This is a genomic window from Bartonella sp. AA89HNZF, from assembly GCF_042196905.1.
Taxonomy (GTDB): domain Bacteria; phylum Pseudomonadota; class Alphaproteobacteria; order Rhizobiales; family Rhizobiaceae; genus Bartonella.
In genome coordinates this window covers 50177-67977 of the sequence record NZ_JBHIRD010000005.1, presented here as the reverse complement: position 1 = coordinate 67977, position 17801 = coordinate 50177, and the positions used below count along the sequence as shown (strand labels likewise).

At 37.5% G+C, this 17801-nt stretch carries 14 protein-coding genes; 8 read left to right on the top strand and 6 right to left on the bottom strand.

The annotated features are described in order from the left end of the window. Positions 1–19 precede the first annotated feature (19 nt). A complete protein-coding gene (gene hslU / locus ACFIN0_RS03895) occupies positions 20–1330 on the bottom strand; it encodes an ATP-dependent protease ATPase subunit HslU (RefSeq protein WP_375606778.1) in 1311 nt (436 codons plus the stop codon). Continuing rightward, positions 1331–1912, bottom strand: coding sequence for an ATP-dependent protease subunit HslV (gene hslV, locus ACFIN0_RS03890; protein ID WP_012754621.1), 582 nt, complete (start codon positions 1910–1912; stop codon positions 1331–1333). A gap of 220 nt (positions 1913–2132) precedes the next feature. On the opposite strand from hslV, the gene ACFIN0_RS03885 reads away from it, so the two are divergent. The 4 genes from ACFIN0_RS03885 (at position 2133) to ACFIN0_RS03870 (ending at position 6646) form a co-directional block, all read left to right on the top strand. Beyond that, positions 2133–3122, top strand: coding sequence for an asparaginase (locus ACFIN0_RS03885; RefSeq protein ID WP_375701955.1), 990 nt, complete (start codon positions 2133–2135; stop codon positions 3120–3122). 122 nt (positions 3123–3244) lie between these two features. Then, positions 3245–4243, top strand: a complete 999-nt coding sequence (coaA, locus tag ACFIN0_RS03880; protein ID WP_375606822.1) for a type I pantothenate kinase — start codon at positions 3245–3247, stop codon at positions 4241–4243. A gap of 13 nt (positions 4244–4256) precedes the next feature. Next, positions 4257–5630 carry a M17 family metallopeptidase gene (locus ACFIN0_RS03875; protein ID WP_375701973.1) on the top strand — a complete coding sequence of 458 codons (1374 nt, stop codon included), beginning with the start codon at positions 4257–4259 and terminating at the stop codon, positions 5628–5630. A 152-nt stretch (positions 5631–5782) separates the two neighbouring features. Continuing rightward, positions 5783–6646, top strand: a complete 864-nt coding sequence (locus tag ACFIN0_RS03870; protein ID WP_375701954.1) for an NlpC/P60 family protein — start codon at positions 5783–5785, stop codon at positions 6644–6646. A 1574-nt stretch (positions 6647–8220) separates the two neighbouring features. On the opposite strand, the gene mutT is transcribed toward ACFIN0_RS03870, so the two are convergent. From mutT to ACFIN0_RS03855, 3 genes are all read right to left on the bottom strand, one after another. Next, complete coding sequence (mutT, locus tag ACFIN0_RS03865) at positions 8221–8634, bottom strand: 8-oxo-dGTP diphosphatase MutT (protein ID WP_375701953.1); 414 nt, start codon at positions 8632–8634, stop codon at positions 8221–8223. Positions 8635–8760: 126 nt separating this feature from the next. Continuing rightward, the gene (gene argJ / locus ACFIN0_RS03860; protein WP_375701952.1) at positions 8761–9993 is read right to left on the bottom strand and encodes a bifunctional glutamate N-acetyltransferase/amino-acid acetyltransferase ArgJ; all 1233 of its coding nucleotides are present in this window, start codon (positions 9991–9993) and stop codon (positions 8761–8763) included. A gap of 128 nt (positions 9994–10121) precedes the next feature. Beyond that, positions 10122–11075: a peptidylprolyl isomerase gene (locus ACFIN0_RS03855; RefSeq protein WP_375701951.1), complete on the bottom strand. Its 954-nt coding sequence runs from the start codon at positions 11073–11075 to the stop codon at positions 10122–10124. A 434-nt stretch (positions 11076–11509) separates the two neighbouring features. Here ACFIN0_RS03855 and secA point away from each other — a divergent pair, with 434 nt between their 5' ends. The 4 genes from secA (at position 11510) to prmC (ending at position 16819) form a co-directional block, all read left to right on the top strand. After that, positions 11510–14227, top strand: coding sequence for a preprotein translocase subunit SecA (secA, locus tag ACFIN0_RS03850; protein ID WP_375610553.1), 2718 nt, complete (start codon positions 11510–11512; stop codon positions 14225–14227). A gap of 10 nt (positions 14228–14237) precedes the next feature. Beyond that, positions 14238–14657, top strand: coding sequence for a Fur family transcriptional regulator (locus tag ACFIN0_RS03845; protein ID WP_375606771.1), 420 nt, complete (start codon positions 14238–14240; stop codon positions 14655–14657). A gap of 222 nt (positions 14658–14879) precedes the next feature. Further along, positions 14880–15956 carry a peptide chain release factor 1 gene (gene prfA / locus ACFIN0_RS03840; RefSeq protein ID WP_375701950.1) on the top strand — a complete coding sequence of 359 codons (1077 nt, stop codon included), beginning with the start codon at positions 14880–14882 and terminating at the stop codon, positions 15954–15956. Beyond that, positions 15953–16819, top strand: coding sequence for a peptide chain release factor N(5)-glutamine methyltransferase (prmC, locus tag ACFIN0_RS03835; protein WP_375701949.1), 867 nt, complete (start codon positions 15953–15955; stop codon positions 16817–16819). The genes prfA and prmC overlap by 4 nt, the downstream gene beginning before the upstream one ends. On the opposite strand, the gene nrdF is transcribed toward prmC, so the two are convergent. After that, complete coding sequence (gene nrdF, locus ACFIN0_RS03830) at positions 16816–17790, bottom strand: class 1b ribonucleoside-diphosphate reductase subunit beta (protein ID WP_273722534.1); 975 nt, start codon at positions 17788–17790, stop codon at positions 16816–16818. The two genes, prmC and nrdF, sit on opposite strands and share 4 nt — an antisense overlap. Between the last annotated feature and the right edge of the window lie 11 nt (positions 17791–17801).

Below are 17801 nucleotides of genomic sequence, written 5' to 3'. Positions count from 1 at the left end.
ACAGAACAAGCAGTAACTTTCAAAGAATAAAACGTGAAAGATCGATATCAGCAGCAAGCTCGCCAATAGATTTTCTCACGTAAGCAGCATCAATTGTAAATGTTGTTCCAGCTTTATCAGGCGCAGTGAAAGAAATTTCATCCAAAACGCGCTCCATCACCGTTTGCAAACGACGTGCTCCTATATTTTCAATCCTTGCGTTTAAATCTACAGCAATATCTGCTAAAGCATCAATAGCATCATCTGTAATTTCCAAATGAACCTCTTCCGTTGCCATAAGAGCGATATATTGTTTAATCAAACTAGCTTCTGGTTCCGTTAGAATGCGTCGTAAATCTTCCCTTGTTAAAGGGTTGAGCTCCACACGGATGGGCAAACGTCCTTGAAGTTCCGGTAATAAATCAGATGGCTTGGAAACATGAAATGCACCTGAGGCAATAAAAAGAATATGATCGGTTTTTATTTGCCCATATTTTGTAGAAATTGTTGTTCCTTCAACCAAAGGCAAAAGATCCCGTTGAACGCCCTCACGCGAAACCGCAACACTTGCTCCACCATCCCTGGTTGCAATTTTATCAATCTCGTCGATAAAAACAATACCGTCATTTTCAGCAACACGAAGCGCCTCTTGAATAATTTGCTCCTGATCAAGGAGTTTTTCAGATTCATCATCAATGAGCGGCTTAAAAGCATCTCTTACTGTCGTCTTACGGACTTTTGTACGACTGCCCATTTTTCCCAAAATATCTGATAAATTCATAATACCCATTTGCGCCCCAGGCATACCAGGAATATCAAAGGTTGAAGCACTACTGCTATTATTATCGGCGACTTCAATTTCAATCTCTTTTTCATCCAATTCACCTTCACGCAATTTTTTACGAAAACTATCACGAGTAGTAGGACTTGCTGTTTTACCAACAAGGGCGTCTAAAACACGCTCTTCAGCATTCACGTGGGCCTTTTCTTTTATTTCATCCCGTTTCTTTTCACGCACAAGAGAAATGGCAATTTCAACAAGATCTCGAATAATTTGCTCAACATCACGTCCCACATAACCAACTTCAGTAAATTTAGTCGCTTCTACTTTAACGAAGGGTGCTCCAGAAAGTTTTGCTAATCGACGTGCAATACCAGTTTTACCAACACCTGTTGGCCCTATCATTAAAATATTTTTTGGCATAACTTCTTCACGCATCGGCTCATCAAGCTGTTGCCTACGCCACCGATTGCGCAGTGCAATAGCTACAGAGCGTTTGGCATCATTTTGGCCAATAATAAAACGATCAAGTTCAGAAACAGTCTCACGAGGGGAAAATACAACACACATTTAAATAGCTTTCTCTAAAGAAGATAATTCTGCATCCAATGTTTCAATCGTAAAATGATCATTGGTGTAAACACAAATTTTAGCGGCAATAGCCATAGCTTTACGAGCAATAGTTTCTGCATCCAAATCCAAATCCATGAGTGCACGCGCTGCCGAAAGCGCAAAATTTCCTCCAGAGCCAATTGCCATAACCCCATCTTCTGGTTCTAAAACATCACCAAGCCCTGTTAGAGCCAAAGTTACTTTCTTATCAGCCACGAGCATCATTGCTTCGAGACGACGCAAATAGCGATCTGTTCTCCAATCTTTTGCAAGTTCTACACAGGCACGCATAAGCTGATCAGGATATTGTTCAAGCTTTGTTTCCAATCTCTCCAGTAATGTAAAAGCATCTGCCGTAGCACCTGCAAAACCAGCAATAACCACTCCGTTCTTTCCAAGACGACGCACTTTACGTGCATTGCCTTTCATAATTGTCTGTCCAAGAGAAACCTGACCATCACCGGCCATCACGACTTTTCCACCTTTTCGTACCGTAATAATTGTTGTACCATACATTATGTCTGGCTTATGTTCTGTCATAAGGAAACTCCTTAATATTAACTTTACTTTTTAATATTGATTTCTTTTCATACAATGTAAAACTCAATTACTATTGTCCTATTTAAGAACATATACAGCAAAACACAATGATTCAGCATAACTCAATTTGTTGAAAATGGAAAAATGATATCATTGTTGTCAATGTAAATTACTGCTAAATAGCTTTATATAAACAGTTTGTGCTTTTTAGAGGAAAATTATGAAAAAAATAGCCATAGGGACCTTAGGTGGAACAATTGCAATGACGGCTGATAGTTTTGGTCACATGCAACCAACTTTAACTTCAGATAACCTCATAAAAAGTGTTCCTGCTTTAAATAACGTTGCTGATATTCATGCACAAACATTAATGCAAATACCAAGTGGATCTTTATCGTTTCAAATGCTTTTTGAAATAATTAAGTGGGCAAAACAACAAATAAACGCTGGTGCAGAAGGTATTGTTTTAACACAAGGGACTGATACTCTGGAAGAAACAGCTTTTTTTCTTTCTCTTTATTGGAAAGAAGCTGAACCTCTCATCATAACCGGTGCTATGCGCATGCCTCATGAAGCGGGAGCCGATGGCCCAGCTAATATTTTAGCAGCCACTCGCGTTGCGGCAGCCCCACAAAGTCGTAACAGAGGCGTTCTCGTTGTCATCAATGATACAATTCATTCACCTTATTGGCTCTATAAAAGCCATACCGTCAAAGTCGAAACATTTCAATCAGGTCTTGCAGGTGTTTTAGGAACTATTTTAGAGGGAAAACTTATTTATTTCAATGATCGAAAATTTTTCCCAAAAACGTTTGATTTTCCCCAAAACCATGATCATCAAATTGCACTCCTCTATTCCTCTTTATCTTCTGATGCACAATTAATGAAACTCTGCCTCGAAAGTGGGTATTATGCTGGGCTTGTTATCGCCGGTTTTGGTGCAGGACACTGTAGTTTTCAAGCGGCAGACCTCGTACAACAATATGCACAAAAAATACCAATCATTATTGCTAGTCGTTGTTGTAATGGCTCCACAACTCGTATAACTTATGGCTATAAAGGCTCAGAAATCGATATGATTGCTTCTGGTGCGCTCATGTCTGGTTATTTATCAGCCGTAAAAGCGCGTCTACTTTTATGGGCTTTTTTGGCGCAAGGGTATTCATTGGAACAAATCCGTGTAGATTGGAATGACTGGACGATAAGCTAACAAAAAATGACCTATTATCTTGAAGAAGAGAGCATGAAAAACAAAATTTACTTGAATACAAAGCCGTTCACATGTCCGTTCTTAATCGATTGCTGCGGCAAAAAAATTCTCGACCAATACAAATGATTGATACGACTATACAAAAAATTAATCAGAAAGATAATCTGGTCAAATCCGTTTCTGACCGATATTCACCCTACCGTGTCTTTACTGCACAACAATGGTCAGAGTTTCGTGCAGATACACCTCTTACTTTGACTTTTGATGAAATTAAGCGTTTACGCTCTATGGATGATCCTATCGATCTTGAGGAAGTTCAACGCATTTATCTTTCTTTATCGCGTTTGTTATCATGCCATGTTGAAGCCGTACAGGAACTTTTTCACAAACGTCAGAAGTTTCTCCATCAAGAAGAGATGAGGAAAACGCCTTTTATTATTGGAATTGCTGGTTCTGTAGCAGTAGGAAAATCAACCACTGCTCGCATTCTTCAAGAACTATTGAAACGTTGGACATCTAGTCTTAAAGTTGATCTGATCACAACGGATGGTTTTCTCTATCCTAACGCAATCTTACAGCAAAAAAATCGTATGAATCGTAAAGGATTTCCTGATTCTTATGACATTAAAAAATTGCTATGCTTTCTTTCTGCTATAAAAGCAGGTGTCGGAAATATTCGTGCTCCGCTTTACTCACATATGACCTATGATGTTCTAGAAAACCAGACAATTGCCATTGACCATCCTGATATTTTAATTGTTGAAGGTATTAATGTATTACAGGTCAGTGATCTTCCTAAAGATGGGAAAGCCATTCCTTTCGTATCTGATTTTTTTGATTTTTCAATTTATGTCGATGCTGAAACAGAAGTCATTCGTCACTGGTATTTGGAACGTTTTAAACGTTTGCGTAAAACAGCTTTCCAAAATCCTGAATCCTATTTTCATCGTTATGCCCACCTCAATGAAAAAGAAGCCTCAAAAATTGCTGAGGATCTTTGGCAAACGATTAATTTAAAAAATTTACAAGAAAATATATTGCCAACACGACCAAGGTCCAATCTCATTCTACGAAAGGGAAAAAATCATTTGGTCGAATATGTCGCACTTAGACGACTATAAGGATCTCATAACTATGCACCACCACCCCATTCATTTTACCTCAACGCGTATCGATAACAGTTGCCCTATCATCTTGGTAAACCAAAGAACTCTTGCCAACTTATCACTTGATGCGTCAACAACAGCATGGATAAAAGTTAATGACTTTACTGGTAAAGCAGGACAAATACTCTTTATTCCTCACGAAACGGGGCATTTAAAAAAAGTTTTATTTGGAATTGGCAATGGTAACGATCCTTTTATCACAGGAGTTCTTGCTCAAAAACTTCCTGCTGGTCAATGGCATTTAGAAGGTACAAACTCTGATGAAATAAATACCTATCTTGGATTAGCATTCGGCAGTTATAAATTTAATCGCTATCGTCAAAATTCTTCTTTCAAATCATTATCTATCCATGTCAATGAGGCAATTGATCTTAATGAACTCCAACGAATTTATGAAGCTGTCTTCTTTGTCCGTGATCTCATTAATATTCCAGCCAATGATATGAACCCTGATACTCTCGAAAAAGAAGTACGACAACTAGGAAAAATTTATGGTGCTCATGTCCAAAGTATTTGTGGAGATGATCTCTTAACCCATAACTTTCCGATGATTCATGCCGTAGGACGAGCAGGCAGTACTCCACCACGACTGATTGAGTTACTCTGGGGCCAAGAACATCATCCTAAAATAACGTTGGTGGGCAAAGGCGTAACTTTTGATACTGGAGGACTCGATATTAAATCAGCCAATAACATGTTGCTTATGAAAAAAGACATGGGGGGTGGAGCAAACGTTTTGGGATTGGCTAAACTTATCATGGATGCAAAATTACCTTTCCGTCTACGCGTTTTGATTCCAGCTGTAGAAAATGCAATTTCTGCGAATGCTTACCGACCAGGTGATATTCTCAAAAGTCGTAAAGGTTTAAGTGTTGAAGTAGGTAATACAGATGCTGAAGGGCGACTTGTCCTTGCCGATGCACTCGCCTATGGTGATGAAGAAAGTCCACAATTCATGCTTTGCATGGCTACTTTAACAGGAGCAGCACGCACAGCATTAGGACCAGATCTTCCGGCATTTTATTGTAATGATTCACTATGGGCACAACAAATTTCTGAATCTGCTCACGCTGTTTTTGATCCTCTTTGGCAAATGCCCCTTTGGAAACCTTACCAAGAGATGTTATCATCACCAATTGCTGACCTTAACAATGTAACTGGAAATAGCTTTGCTGGCTCTATAATCGCTGCTTTATTTCTTAATTCTTTTGTTGAAAAAACTGAACATTTTGCGCATTTTGACCTTTATGGATGGGTTCCAAAAGAAAAACCAGGATACCCTATTGGTGGATCAGCACAAACTATCCGTGCCCTTTATAATATTTTTAAAAATGAGTTTTGACACAAATATCCACAAAAATGGACAATTTTGCAGCTTAAAGAATAATTGGTCTTACACTGTGTTCTTGGTTTTATTGGAAGATAAAAATCTTACCAAGACAGTTTTCGTGAGTCTTCTTAAAGGTGAGATGCCCAAAAATGGAAAGCAAAAAAATGATCTCTAAAGACCCAAGGCTTTATGCATTCAGAGATGATCTAGCAGATCAACGTCTTGAAACAGAAATTACAGCTCAGCGCTTTGTTCAAGGTAAAAAAAGACGTGTTAATACCGCGGTCGCCGGACTTTTTAAAGAAAATAGTAAAAACAGTGAAAGACAAACAGAATGCTTATTCGGAGAAGAGCTTCTCATTTTTGAACAAGGGGAAACGATGTCGTGGGGGCAATCACTCAAGGATGGTTATGTCGGTTATATTGATACAAAAGTTCTTTGTTCATCAACCATAAAACAAACACATGTGGTTTCAGTACCACGCACATTTAAATATTTACACGCTGACTTACGTGGACCGATAAGCTCCCCTTTATCTATGGGAAGCAAAGTCAGTGTTGTTGATGAAATTGAAGTCCGTGATACAACGTATTCTATTCTTGAAAATGGAACAGCAATCATTACGAGCCATCTCAGCCCCATTGGACGCGTATATAAAGATTATGTCACAGTTGCAGAAACCTTTATCCGTACACCTTATCTTTGGGGTGGTATCAGCGGTTTTGGAATTGATTGTTCGGGACTCATTCAGCTCTCTATGATGATGACCGATCAAATAGTTTTACGAGACACCGATATGCAGCAAGAAACTGTAGGCAAGCTTCTTACAGACACTGATAAACTTCAACGAGGTGATTTAATTTTTTGGAAAGGTCATGTGGCTATTATGATTGATCATGAAAATATTATTCACGCTAATGGTTTTTCTATGGACGTTATGATCGAGCCATTGGAAGAAGCAATTACGCGTATCGCTAAAAAAAATCAATACCCCATTGCAAAACGTCGCCCAATTCAAGAAATTTAATACATGCCTCCTATAAAAAATTAATTGAATGTTTTTTTATTATACAATAGATTGATTTATAAGGATAATTATCCATTATTTACTCTGTGTCAAGCATTCTAAATATCGTAAAATTCTCTCATTTCAAATCGGTTTTTATGTTGAATCAATCAAAATCGCTTGCTTGTTCATCACAAGCAAAATTGATGTATAAGTAAAAATATCCCTTATGAAGGTTCTCAAATGCCAAGAGCTATCATAATAACATTGGGACCAACTTACTCCTTCGTAAGCGTAAAGATAGTATGCTCAATAGATTTTACATTATTTCCATATTTCCATGGGAGCTTTAACGTTATACCATTTACTAGTGCGGCACGAAACGGGTTTTGGAGCATTGCGAAATGCCTCTTTTAAACAAGCTCGTGAATACGCAGCACAATGCCGCTCTACATTACGTAAAGAACGCGCTCCTCTTAATCAAAAGCAACATTTTTGATCTTTTCTTAAAATTCATATTCATTTAGAAATCTTTATCAATATTCGCCTATCTTTAAATACTGAGAAAACTAATCGACCGTCTTACTGAAGAACTTTCATTAAAATATCATATAGTCAATTATAAATCGTATTACATAACTTAAATAAGAGTTCTTAATATTATCATATTTCACTGTTTCAAATACCTTTATTACAAGTCAATAGAGAAATAAGCGTATTATAAAAAAATGAAAATAAAGATTACTACGCAGATTTATTATTTCTTTTCTATTCAGTTTTATGTTTTTTTAAATATACAAAAATAATATATTCCTTATTTATATACTTACCTAGGTAGCTTTTTCTCCATCTCTCATACCATAGATATGTATGATATATAGTTCTCTAAGAAGTCTTATTTTCATGTTTTCTTTTATATTTAATCATTCATTAACCGTATGTTTTATTTTTTTAAAATTATTTTTTAAATTACATACCACTCTTTTTATTCGTACGTTATTGAACATTTTTTTGATTGGGAAATCGTATAACATCAAGAAAAATAAAACTTATGATTACAAAACAATACGTTATTATATAATATATGTATTACATATGATAATTAGGATTTTGGTCATGTAAAACAATCTCTAATAATAAACACAAAGCGTTCTTTTTTAAAGCATTTTTTGAATTTTTTCTATTATTGATATCTTATGAAATAAATACTCCTAATATCTCTCAGTGCATCCAAGACAATCTCTCAATGATAATCGCGAAAAGTATAAATCCATTATCTACCACCATTTTTATGCTTATAAAGCGTGCAAAGGCATCATTATATACTTTGCTAATTCTCAATGTTGCGATAACCCTTGGCTAGTGGAGAGTGTTCTTTCAGCACGTATTTTATTTCTTTCTTAAATAATTTTAACATGCCCCGCCCCGCTTGGAACATGAAAAAGAATGATTTTGATTAATTTAAAATAAGACAGTTTTGAAATGAGAAAATTTTTTACGACTCTGGACTTCCCCATGCAACATAAAAAATTATATTATCATTATAACTCAATATATTGGTTTATATTTAAACAATATTCCCTGCTTATAACACATCAAAGAAGGTGATTTTTCAATACCTGAACCAATGGTTTATCAGCATCAGGCATAGGGTATTTATCAAGATCATTAATAAAAACCCATTCTAAATTTTGCCCTTCTCGTCCTTGTGCAACGCCCTCATAATGGTTACAAAGATACAATGGCATTAAGAGATGAAATGTTTTATAGCTATGACTTGCAAATGTTAAAGGGTGTAAATTATTTGGTTGAACATAAATACCAAGCTCTTCCTCTAGTTCACGAATCAATGATGCTTCCGGAGTTTCACCTTGCTCAACCTTGCCACCAGGAAACTCCCATAAACCAGCTAGTGATTTTCCTTCAGGACGCTTAGTTAGCAAAACACGATTATTCTGATCGAACAATGCGCATGCAACAACAAGAAGAATGGAACTTTTTATACACATATCACTCCCCAATAGGGATCATAAAGATAACTGTCTTTATCTATCATACCCCTCCTGCTCCTAAAAGAACTTACATCCTTCATTTTTTCTGAAAAATAATAAGCTGTTAAATATAAAATGCATCCGTTAACTTCTATAATTGCTGTTGATCATAACGTACTCTTTTGTTAAATCGCAAGACCAAACTGTCGCTGTACCATTACCCAAACCGATATCAACACGAATTGTGATGTGCTTACCTTGCATATAAGTACCTATTGTCTCTTCACAATATTCAGGATCTCGTTCGCCATTGATCGCCACACGATGCTCACCAAACCAAATCGTCAATAGATCACGATCGACTTCAACACCAGCCTTCCCAACTGCCATAACCACCCGTCCCCAATTCGCATCTTCACCGGCAATAGCCGTTTTTACGAGCGGTGAATTTGCAATTGATAAAGCAATAGTTTTAGCTGCATTATTTGTTGTAGCACCAATTACATTAACCTCAATTAAATGACGAGCACCTTCACCATCACAAACAACTTGTAATGCGAGCTCGTGCAAAAGTGCACTCAAGTGCTTTGAGAACACTTCATAACGCGGATCTGTTTTACATCTAATGCAGGGAAAATGTTCTTTCCCTGTCGCAAACAACATAAGCGTATCTGAAGTTGAGGTATCGCTATCAACAGTAATTGAATTGAAAGAACCCTCAACTGCCTCTGATAACATGGATTGGAGTGCATCCGAAGAAATGGTAGCATCACTAACCACAAATGACAGCATTGTCGCCATATCGGGTGCAATCATACCAGCACCTTTTGCAATTCCATTAATGGTAACACGCTCTCCCCCACAGTCAAAAGTGCGCGTCGCAAGTTTTGGAAATGTGTCCGTTGTCATTATGGCTTTTGCAGCTTCCAACCAATTTCCCTCTTCTGCTGTCTCTGTCATACCTGGTAAAAGATTGACAATACCCGAGGCATCCATTGGCTCACCAATAACACCTGTGGAAGCTATAAAAACTTCATCTTCTCTAACCTTTAAAGCGTTCGCTGCTGCATATATTATTTCATTCGTTGTGTGCTTTCCTTTGCTTCCTGTAAAAGCATTTGCATTTCCAGAATTTACAACAACAGCTCTAGCAACCCCATGAGGAAGCGATGCGCGACAATGCTCTACAGGAGCAGATGGACATTTAGAACGTGTAAAAACGCCTGCCACACTCGCTGGCTCATCGAATATGATCAAAAGAAGATCTGTACGACCTTTATATTTAATCCCAGCTTCAACTGTTGATATCCGTACACCAGATAATGGAGAAAGCTCCTGGATCTTTTGAGGCGACAAAGGAGAGACTTTCAAAACCACAATATGCTTTCTATAAAAAAATGAAATGATTGCAGATCAATAACCTCTCATAGAAAACTGCTAGATTTTTTGAACAAAACCAACCTAGCAAATTATCTATTAAAGAGGCTATCTACTTATTTTCCTAGCTATTCCGTATCTTCTTCATCGGACGTCTCATCGGGAAGCAGCGTCCCATTTTGATGAAGCGATTCCATGATTTTTGTAACATTAGGATCAGGGTATTTCACATCTATCTTGCTACGCAAATCAACAATCAGTTCTTGATAGCGCTTTTTTATTAGCTGTGTCCGCAACATCTCTTTAACATCATCAAATGCAGGCGGTTGTTTTACACGACGATCTTCTAATTTAATAATATGCCAACCAAAAGGACTTTCAACGGGTTGTTTTGTGTATTCGCCAACTTTCAAACCAAATGCGGCATCTTCAAAAGGCTTGACCATTTGACCATGGCTAAAATAACCAAGATCACCCCCAACGGCAGCAGAACCATCTGTTGAACTTTTCTTTGCAATCTCTTCAAAATTTTCGCCTTTATTTAAATGCTTAATGATAGCTTCTGCTTCTTTTCTCGTTTTGACCAAAATATGACGCGCTTTAACCTCATCCTCTTTAGGTAAAGCAGCGACTTCTTGCTTATAAAGAGCTTCCAAATCAGTATCCGATATTTTGTCAACAATCGTCTGTTTAAAATAAAGCTGTTGAAGAACATTATCACGCATGACTGCCATACGTTTATCGTAAGCTTCTGTCTTATCAAGACCTTTTCTTCTTGCTTCTTTTGCAAGTGCCTGCATATCTAAATAAGCTTTTAGAACCATCATACGACGTTGTTCATCAGGAAAACGTGCTAAATTAGGATTTATTTCAAGTGCTAAATCATCCAATTGACCTGCTGTAATATTTTTCCCATCAATAACTGCCATAACATGAGAAGGAGAAATTGCTTTTTCAGAAGCTTTCTCCAAAGTTTTTAAATCATTCGATGGTGAATTCACACCTTCTTGAGCTTTCACCCCTAAACTTGTACTTGCCAATAAAGTTGATGCTAAAAACAGCGTGATAAAGTTGAATTTCATAAATATACTCCTTAAAAGTGAAGGCAGGTTCAAGATTCCAATTTTCTTTACCATAACACTTTATTCTTTAAATATAGAGAAATAAATTAGTAATTTCATCGTAAAAAATATAAAATCGTTCTTTTATCTCAGTTTCTAAAACCCTATCTAATGCAAATGAAAAACATGATCATAGAGAAAAATGACATATTGTATCTTCAATTACTTTGTATTGTATCAGTTAAATAGCATACCTAAAGTTGACATAGCGCGCTTAGCCTCTTATCTCTACGTTACAATTAAAATGGAAAATTGCACACCAGCAAGTATAATGGTACCATCTGCATTTCATTATATCTCTAATGATATCAGAAAACTTAAAGAAAATGTAGAGAATGGGGAAAACGTATGAATTACCCAACAAAAGTGACAATAATTAAAAGAAAGGGCCAGTGATGGTCGGTTTAGGTGTTTTTGCACGTAAATTTTTTGGTTCAGCTCATGAGCGACGCCTCAAAGCACTCCGCCAAAAAGTTGCACAAATTAATGCTTTGGAAGAACAATTCGTAAAATTAAGTGATGAGCAGCTTTACCAAAAAACAGATGCCTTTCGTAAACGTCTTAGTGGAGGTGAAAGTATTGATTTGCTCTTACCAGAAGCTTTCGCAACTGTTCGTGAAGCAGCAAAACGTGTTTATGACATGCGTCCTTTTGACGTGCAACTTATTGGTGGAATGGTCCTTCACGACTGCGGCATAGCTGAAATGCGTACTGGTGAAGGTAAAACATTAATGGCAACTCTACCAATTTATCTCAATGCATTGGAAGGTAAAGGCGTTCATGTTGTGACAGTAAACGATTATCTCGCCAGTCGTGATGCTGAAACAATGGGGAAAATTTTTAGTTTTCTAGGGCTTACAACAGGCGTGATTCTTCATGATCTTGATAGTGAAGCCCGCCGAGAGGCATATGCATGCGATATCACCTATGCCACAAATAATGAACTAGGTTTTGACTATTTGCGTGATAATATGGCCTTCGATCATAGTCAAATGGTCCAACGTGGACATCATTACGCAATTGTTGATGAAGTTGATTCGATTCTTATTGATGAAGCCCGTACTCCCCTTATTATTTCTGGTCCTCTAGAAGATCGTACTGACTTCTATAACCTTATTGATACATTTATTCCTGCCTTAACTCCAGAAGACTATGAAATAGACGAAAAACAAAAAACAACGACCTTTACCGAAGTTGGTACTGAAAAAATTGAAAAAATGCTCGAACAAGCTGGGCATCTTAAAGGTGAGAGTCTTTATGACATAGAAAATGTCGCTATCGTTCATCATGTCAATAATGCTCTAAAAGCTCATAAACTGTTTGCTCGCGATAAAGATTATATTGTTCGCAATGATGAGATCGTTATTATTGACGAATTTACAGGGCGAATGATGCCTGGGCGGCGTTATTCTGAAGGACTTCATCAAGCTTTAGAAGCTAAAGAGCATGTTGCTATTCAACCAGAAAACCAGACACTTGCTTCCATCACTTTCCAAAATTACTTCCGTATGTATAGAAAATTATCTGGCATGACTGGAACTGCAACAACAGAAGCCGAAGAATTCAGAAATATTTATGGTCTTGACGTTGTCGAAGTTCCTACAAATTTGCCAATACAACGTATTGATGAAGATGATGAGATTTATCGAACAGCAGAAGAGAAATATCGGGCAATTGTGCGTGATATCCGTCAAGCACACGAAAAAGAACAGCCTATTCTTGTTGGAACAACCTCTATTGAAAAATCAGAACAATTGGCAGAACGTTTGCGAAAAGAAGGCATTACCGATTTTAGAGTCTTAAATGCTCGCTATCACGAACAAGAAGCATATATCATTGCGCAAGCAGGAGTTCCTAGAGCTCTCACCATTGCAACCAACATGGCAGGACGCGGTACGGATATACAACTTGGTGGTAATGTTGAAATGCGTATTCGACAAGAGTTACAGGATATCCCCGAAGGTCCAGAGCGGACAGCTAAAATTGAAGAAATAAAAAAAGATGTCAAGCAACTTAAAGAAAAAGCTTTAGCGGCTGGAGGGCTTTACGTTATCGCTACTGAACGTCATGAAAGCCGTCGTATTGATAACCAGCTTCGTGGACGTTCTGGTCGCCAAGGCGATCCTGGTCGCTCAAAATTCTTTCTCTCTCTTCAAGATGATCTTATGCGTATCTTTGGCTCCAACCGTATGGATGGTATGCTACAAAAACTTGGATTGAAAGAAAATGAAGCTATTATCCATCCATGGATTAATAAAGCCCTTGAAAAAGCACAAAAAAAGGTCGAAGCACGAAACTTTGAAATTCGTAAAAATCTACTAAAATATGATGATGTCATGAATGATCAACGCAAAGTTATTTTTGAACAGCGTATGGAGGTCATGAATGCAGATGATTTATCAGAAATGATCCTTGAAATGCGTAATGAAGTCGTAGAGGATCTCGTAGAGGCTTATATTCCATCAGGGACATATTCTGAAAAATGGGATGCAAAAACTCTCGAAGAAGAGCTTCAACAACTCTTTAATCTTGAGCTTCCAGTGGAAGAATGGGCAAAAGAAGATGGAATTGCCGAGGAGCAAATTCTAGAGCGTGTATCAGATGCTGTTACAAAACTTGAAAATGATCGTACTGAACGATATTCTCCAGAAGTTATGGCTTATTTTCACAAAGCAGTGTTGCTCGAAACTATTGACACGTTATGGCGTGAACATCTGGTAAGTTTAGACCATTTGCGTTCTGTTGTTGGGTTTCGTGGTTATGCGCAGCGGGATCCACTCAATGAATATAAGACAGAATCATTTGAACTCTTTCAAAGTATGTTGAAAAATTTGCGCAGAATTGTCACTTCTAAACTTATGCGCTTCGAAATTATTCAACAACCCACAGAACCAACCATGCCTGAGCAAACGGATGCTGTTTCATCCGTCTTTAATGATCAAAGTCAAGAAAATGCTCCAACCTTATGGGCACGATCACAAGAAAATAGATTTGTTAATCCACAAGATCGTGACCCTAACGATATAACCACATGGGGAAAAGTTGGACGTAATGAGCGTTGTCCTTGCGGTTCAGAGAAAAAATACAAACACTGTCATGGAGCCTTTGTTTGAAAAGTAAACTATGCAAATGAATAAAAAGCGAAATTATGAGCAAGAATTGCGCACAGCTGGTTTAAGAGTAACACGTCAACGACGTGTTATTCTTGATATTTTGACGGATACAAATGATCATCCCAATGCATTTGAAATTTTTCAGCGTGCAAACAAAATAGATTCGAATATTTCACTCTCAACGGTTTATCGAACCATGAAAATATTAGAAGGAAATGGAACAATTCATCGCCATAGCTTTAGTGGTGGTCCATCTCGTTTTGAGCAAGCAGATGGGCAACATCATGATCATCTTATTGATATAGAAACAGGACAAGTTATCGAGTTTCATTCTGATGTTATTGAAAAGCTGCAAGAGGAAATTGCAAAATCCCTTGGCTATGATATTATTCATCATCGCCTTGAACTTTACGGAAAAAAAAACTCTTAAAAAAATGATTATATATCATTAGATAAAATACCTCAGGCAAATCAAATTTTATAAAAATTTACCTTTAAAATATAATAGTTTTCATTGGCAAAAAAAAAGAATTGCTTTATTACCTCTTTTTGTATGATGCTATACGGTAATTCATTGCCGATATTATCACAAAAAATCATTGCAAAAAAATATTATAAAAATTGTATTATGAAAAATTAGGCCAATATTATCATGGTTTCTTTGCCACAAGATCGTATGAAACAGCTTGAAAAGCGCTTTGAAATAATTGAAAGCCAAATGACAACAAATCCAAATGCTGAAACATATGTCAAATTAGCTTCTGAATATGCAGAACTACAACCCGTTATTACCTCTATACGCGCATTAAATGCTCTTTACGGAGAGATTACAGAATTAGAAGCGATTATCAACGATAAACAAACAGATATAGAGATGCGTAACCTTGCCCAGGAAGAGCTACCATCGTTATATAAAAAAGGAGAGAAATTTGAAAAAGAACTCCAGATTCTGCTTTTGCCTAAAGATGTTGCTGATGAAAAAAGCGCTATTATTGAAATTCGAGCAGGAACGGGTGGATCAGAAGCAGCACTTTTTTCCGGTGATCTTTTTCGCATGTATGAACGTTATGCCCATGCTCACCATTGGAAAGTAGAAGTTATTTCACTCAGTGAGGGGGAAGTTGGCGGATATAAAGAGATTATTGCTAGCATTTCAGGAAAAGGTGTCTTTTCTAAATTGAAATATGAATCAGGTGTCCATCGTGTGCAACGCATCCCTGAAACAGAGACAGGTGGACGTATCCATACATCTGCTGCTACCGTTGCTGTACTTCCAGAGGCTGAAGATATTGATATTGATATTCGTCCTGAAGATATTCGTATCGACACAATGCGTGCATCTGGAGCAGGAGGACAGCATGTTAATACAACGGATTCAGCTGTTCGTATCACGCATATTCCAACAGGAATTATGGTCGTACAAGCAGAAAAATCACAACATCAAAACAGAGCACGAGCCCTTCAAATTTTACGGGCACGCTTATTCGATATCGAACGACAAAAAGCAGAAAATGAACGTTCAGCTTCCCGTAAGAGCCAAGTTGGTTCTGGTGATCGTTCAGAACGTATTCGTACCTATAATTTTCCACAAGGACGCATCACGGATCACCGTATTAATCTGACCCTGTATAAGCTTGATCGCATATTGGAAGGAGATCTTGATGAACTTATTCATGCACTCATCTCAGATCACCAAACAGCACTCCTGATGGAAATGGACAATAATTGAACAAATATTCTTTCAAAAATGTCATCCAACAAACTCAAGAAAAATTGCGCATGAAAGGAATTTCTGAAGCCAATCTCGATGCGAAAATACTCATTGAATGGATAACAGGAATAAATGCTGCTGAAAGAATTTCTCAACCAGATATACCTCTATCTTCTGAGCACATTACACAAATAGAACAGGCTGTCCAACGGCGGATTGCAGGCGAACCCGTCTACCGTATTATAGGAGAACGAGAATTTTATGGCATATCCTTCGCTTTGTCTCAAGAGACGTTAGAACCCCGTCCTGATACAGAAACGTTGATAGATCTTGTTCTCCCTTTCCTCAAAAAATATGTCGAAAATTCGAGAAAAATAACACTCCTTGATATGGGGACAGGAAGTGGCGCCATTGCCATTGCCATTCTTAAACACATTCCACAATCCTATGCAGTCGCTGTCGATATTTCTGAAGATGCCCTTAAAACAGCGACAAAAAATGCAAAAAATGCTGAAGTAATACATCGCTTCACACCTCTTCTTAGCGATTGGTTTAATTCTGTCACTGGTCGCTTTGATTTCATTGTTTCCAATCCACCTTATATCCCCGCAAAAGATATCAAAAAACTTGCAAAAGAAGTGCGCTTACATGATCCATTACGCGCTCTTATCGGTGGAAAAGATGGTCTTGATTTTTATCGTAAGCTCGCCCATGAAGCAGCCAACCACTTAAAAGAAAACGGCACTATCGCTGTTGAAATTGGTTACTCTCAAGAAAAAGAAGTTTGCAATTTGTTTGAAACAAATGGCTTTCAATGTTTAGAAATGCGCAAAGACCTCAGTGGAATACCCCGCGCACTTCTATTTGCATGCAAACATTAAAATTCCCAATCATCATCCGTGGTAGCAACCGCCTTGCCAATGACATAAGAAGAACCAGCCCCTGAAAAAAAGTCATGATTTTCGTCAGAGTTTGGTGATAAAGCTGCCAAAATAGCGGGATTAACACGACAAACCTCAGGGGGGAAAAGAGCTTCAAAACCTAAATTCATTAAAGCCTTGTTAGCATTATAATGAAGAAAAATTTTAACATCTTCCGTCAATCCAAGTGCATCATAAAGATCTTCAGTATATTTGCACTCGATGTTATAAAGGTCAAAGAGCAGGTTAAAAGCAAAATCTTTAATTTCTTGTCTTTTGGCTTCATCAAGCTTTGCAAAGCCCAATTGGAATTTATAACCTATATAATAACCGTGAACCGCTTCATCACGAATGATCAGTCGAATGAGATCTGCTGTATTGGTTAACTTAGCGCGACTGGCCCAATACATGGGCAAATAAAAACCAGAATAAAATAAAAAGCTTTCCAGTAAAGTAGAAGCAATTTTTTTCTTGAGTGGATCATTTGCTTCATAACGTTCAAGTACTAATCTAGCCTTTTTCTGCAAATGAATATTTTCTTCCGACCATCTAAATGCATCATCAACTTCTACGGTCGAGCAAAGGGTTGAAAAAATAGAGGAATAAGAACGTGCATGAACCGCTTCCATAAACGCAATATTCGTCAAAACCGCCTCCTCATGCTCTGTTATCGCATCAGCCAGAAGCGAAATGGCTCCTACAGTGTTTTGAATTGTATCTAAAAGCGTTAGTCCTGTAAAAACACGAATCGTTAATTTACGTTCTTCATCCGTTAAGCTTGACCATGAGGGAATGTCATTGGAAAGTGGAACCTTCTCAGGTAACCAAAAATTCCCAGTTAAGCGGTTCCATACTTCAAGATCTTTCTCATCATGTAATCTATTCCAATTAACAGCACACACAACAGGATTTTTGGTTGTAATCTTTGTCATATGATGATCTC

What these genes read in the sequence shown, in the direction of transcription:
- hslU (WP_375606778.1), bottom strand. Translation starts at nt 1,330, where the DNA reads ATGTGTGTTGTATTTTCCCCTCGTGAGACTGTTTCTGAACTTGATCGT.
- hslV (WP_012754621.1), bottom strand. Translation starts at nt 1,912, where the DNA reads ATGACAGAACATAAGCCAGACATAATGTATGGTACAACAATTATTACG.
- ACFIN0_RS03885 (WP_375701955.1), top strand. Translation starts at nt 2,133, where the DNA reads ATGAAAAAAATAGCCATAGGGACCTTAGGTGGAACAATTGCAATGACG.
- coaA (WP_375606822.1), top strand. Translation starts at nt 3,245, where the DNA reads ATGATTGATACGACTATACAAAAAATTAATCAGAAAGATAATCTGGTC.
- ACFIN0_RS03875 (WP_375701973.1), top strand. Translation starts at nt 4,257, where the DNA reads ATGCACCACCACCCCATTCATTTTACCTCAACGCGTATCGATAACAGT.
- ACFIN0_RS03870 (WP_375701954.1), top strand. Translation starts at nt 5,783, where the DNA reads ATGATCTCTAAAGACCCAAGGCTTTATGCATTCAGAGATGATCTAGCA.
- mutT (WP_375701953.1), bottom strand. Translation starts at nt 8,634, where the DNA reads ATGTGTATAAAAAGTTCCATTCTTCTTGTTGTTGCATGCGCATTGTTC.
- ACFIN0_RS03855 (WP_375701951.1), bottom strand. Translation starts at nt 11,075, where the DNA reads ATGAAATTCAACTTTATCACGCTGTTTTTAGCATCAACTTTATTGGCA.
- secA (WP_375610553.1), top strand. Translation starts at nt 11,510, where the DNA reads ATGGTCGGTTTAGGTGTTTTTGCACGTAAATTTTTTGGTTCAGCTCAT.
- ACFIN0_RS03845 (WP_375606771.1), top strand. Translation starts at nt 14,238, where the DNA reads ATGCAAATGAATAAAAAGCGAAATTATGAGCAAGAATTGCGCACAGCT.
- prfA (WP_375701950.1), top strand. Translation starts at nt 14,880, where the DNA reads ATGGTTTCTTTGCCACAAGATCGTATGAAACAGCTTGAAAAGCGCTTT.
- nrdF (WP_273722534.1), bottom strand. Translation starts at nt 17,790, where the DNA reads ATGACAAAGATTACAACCAAAAATCCTGTTGTGTGTGCTGTTAATTGG.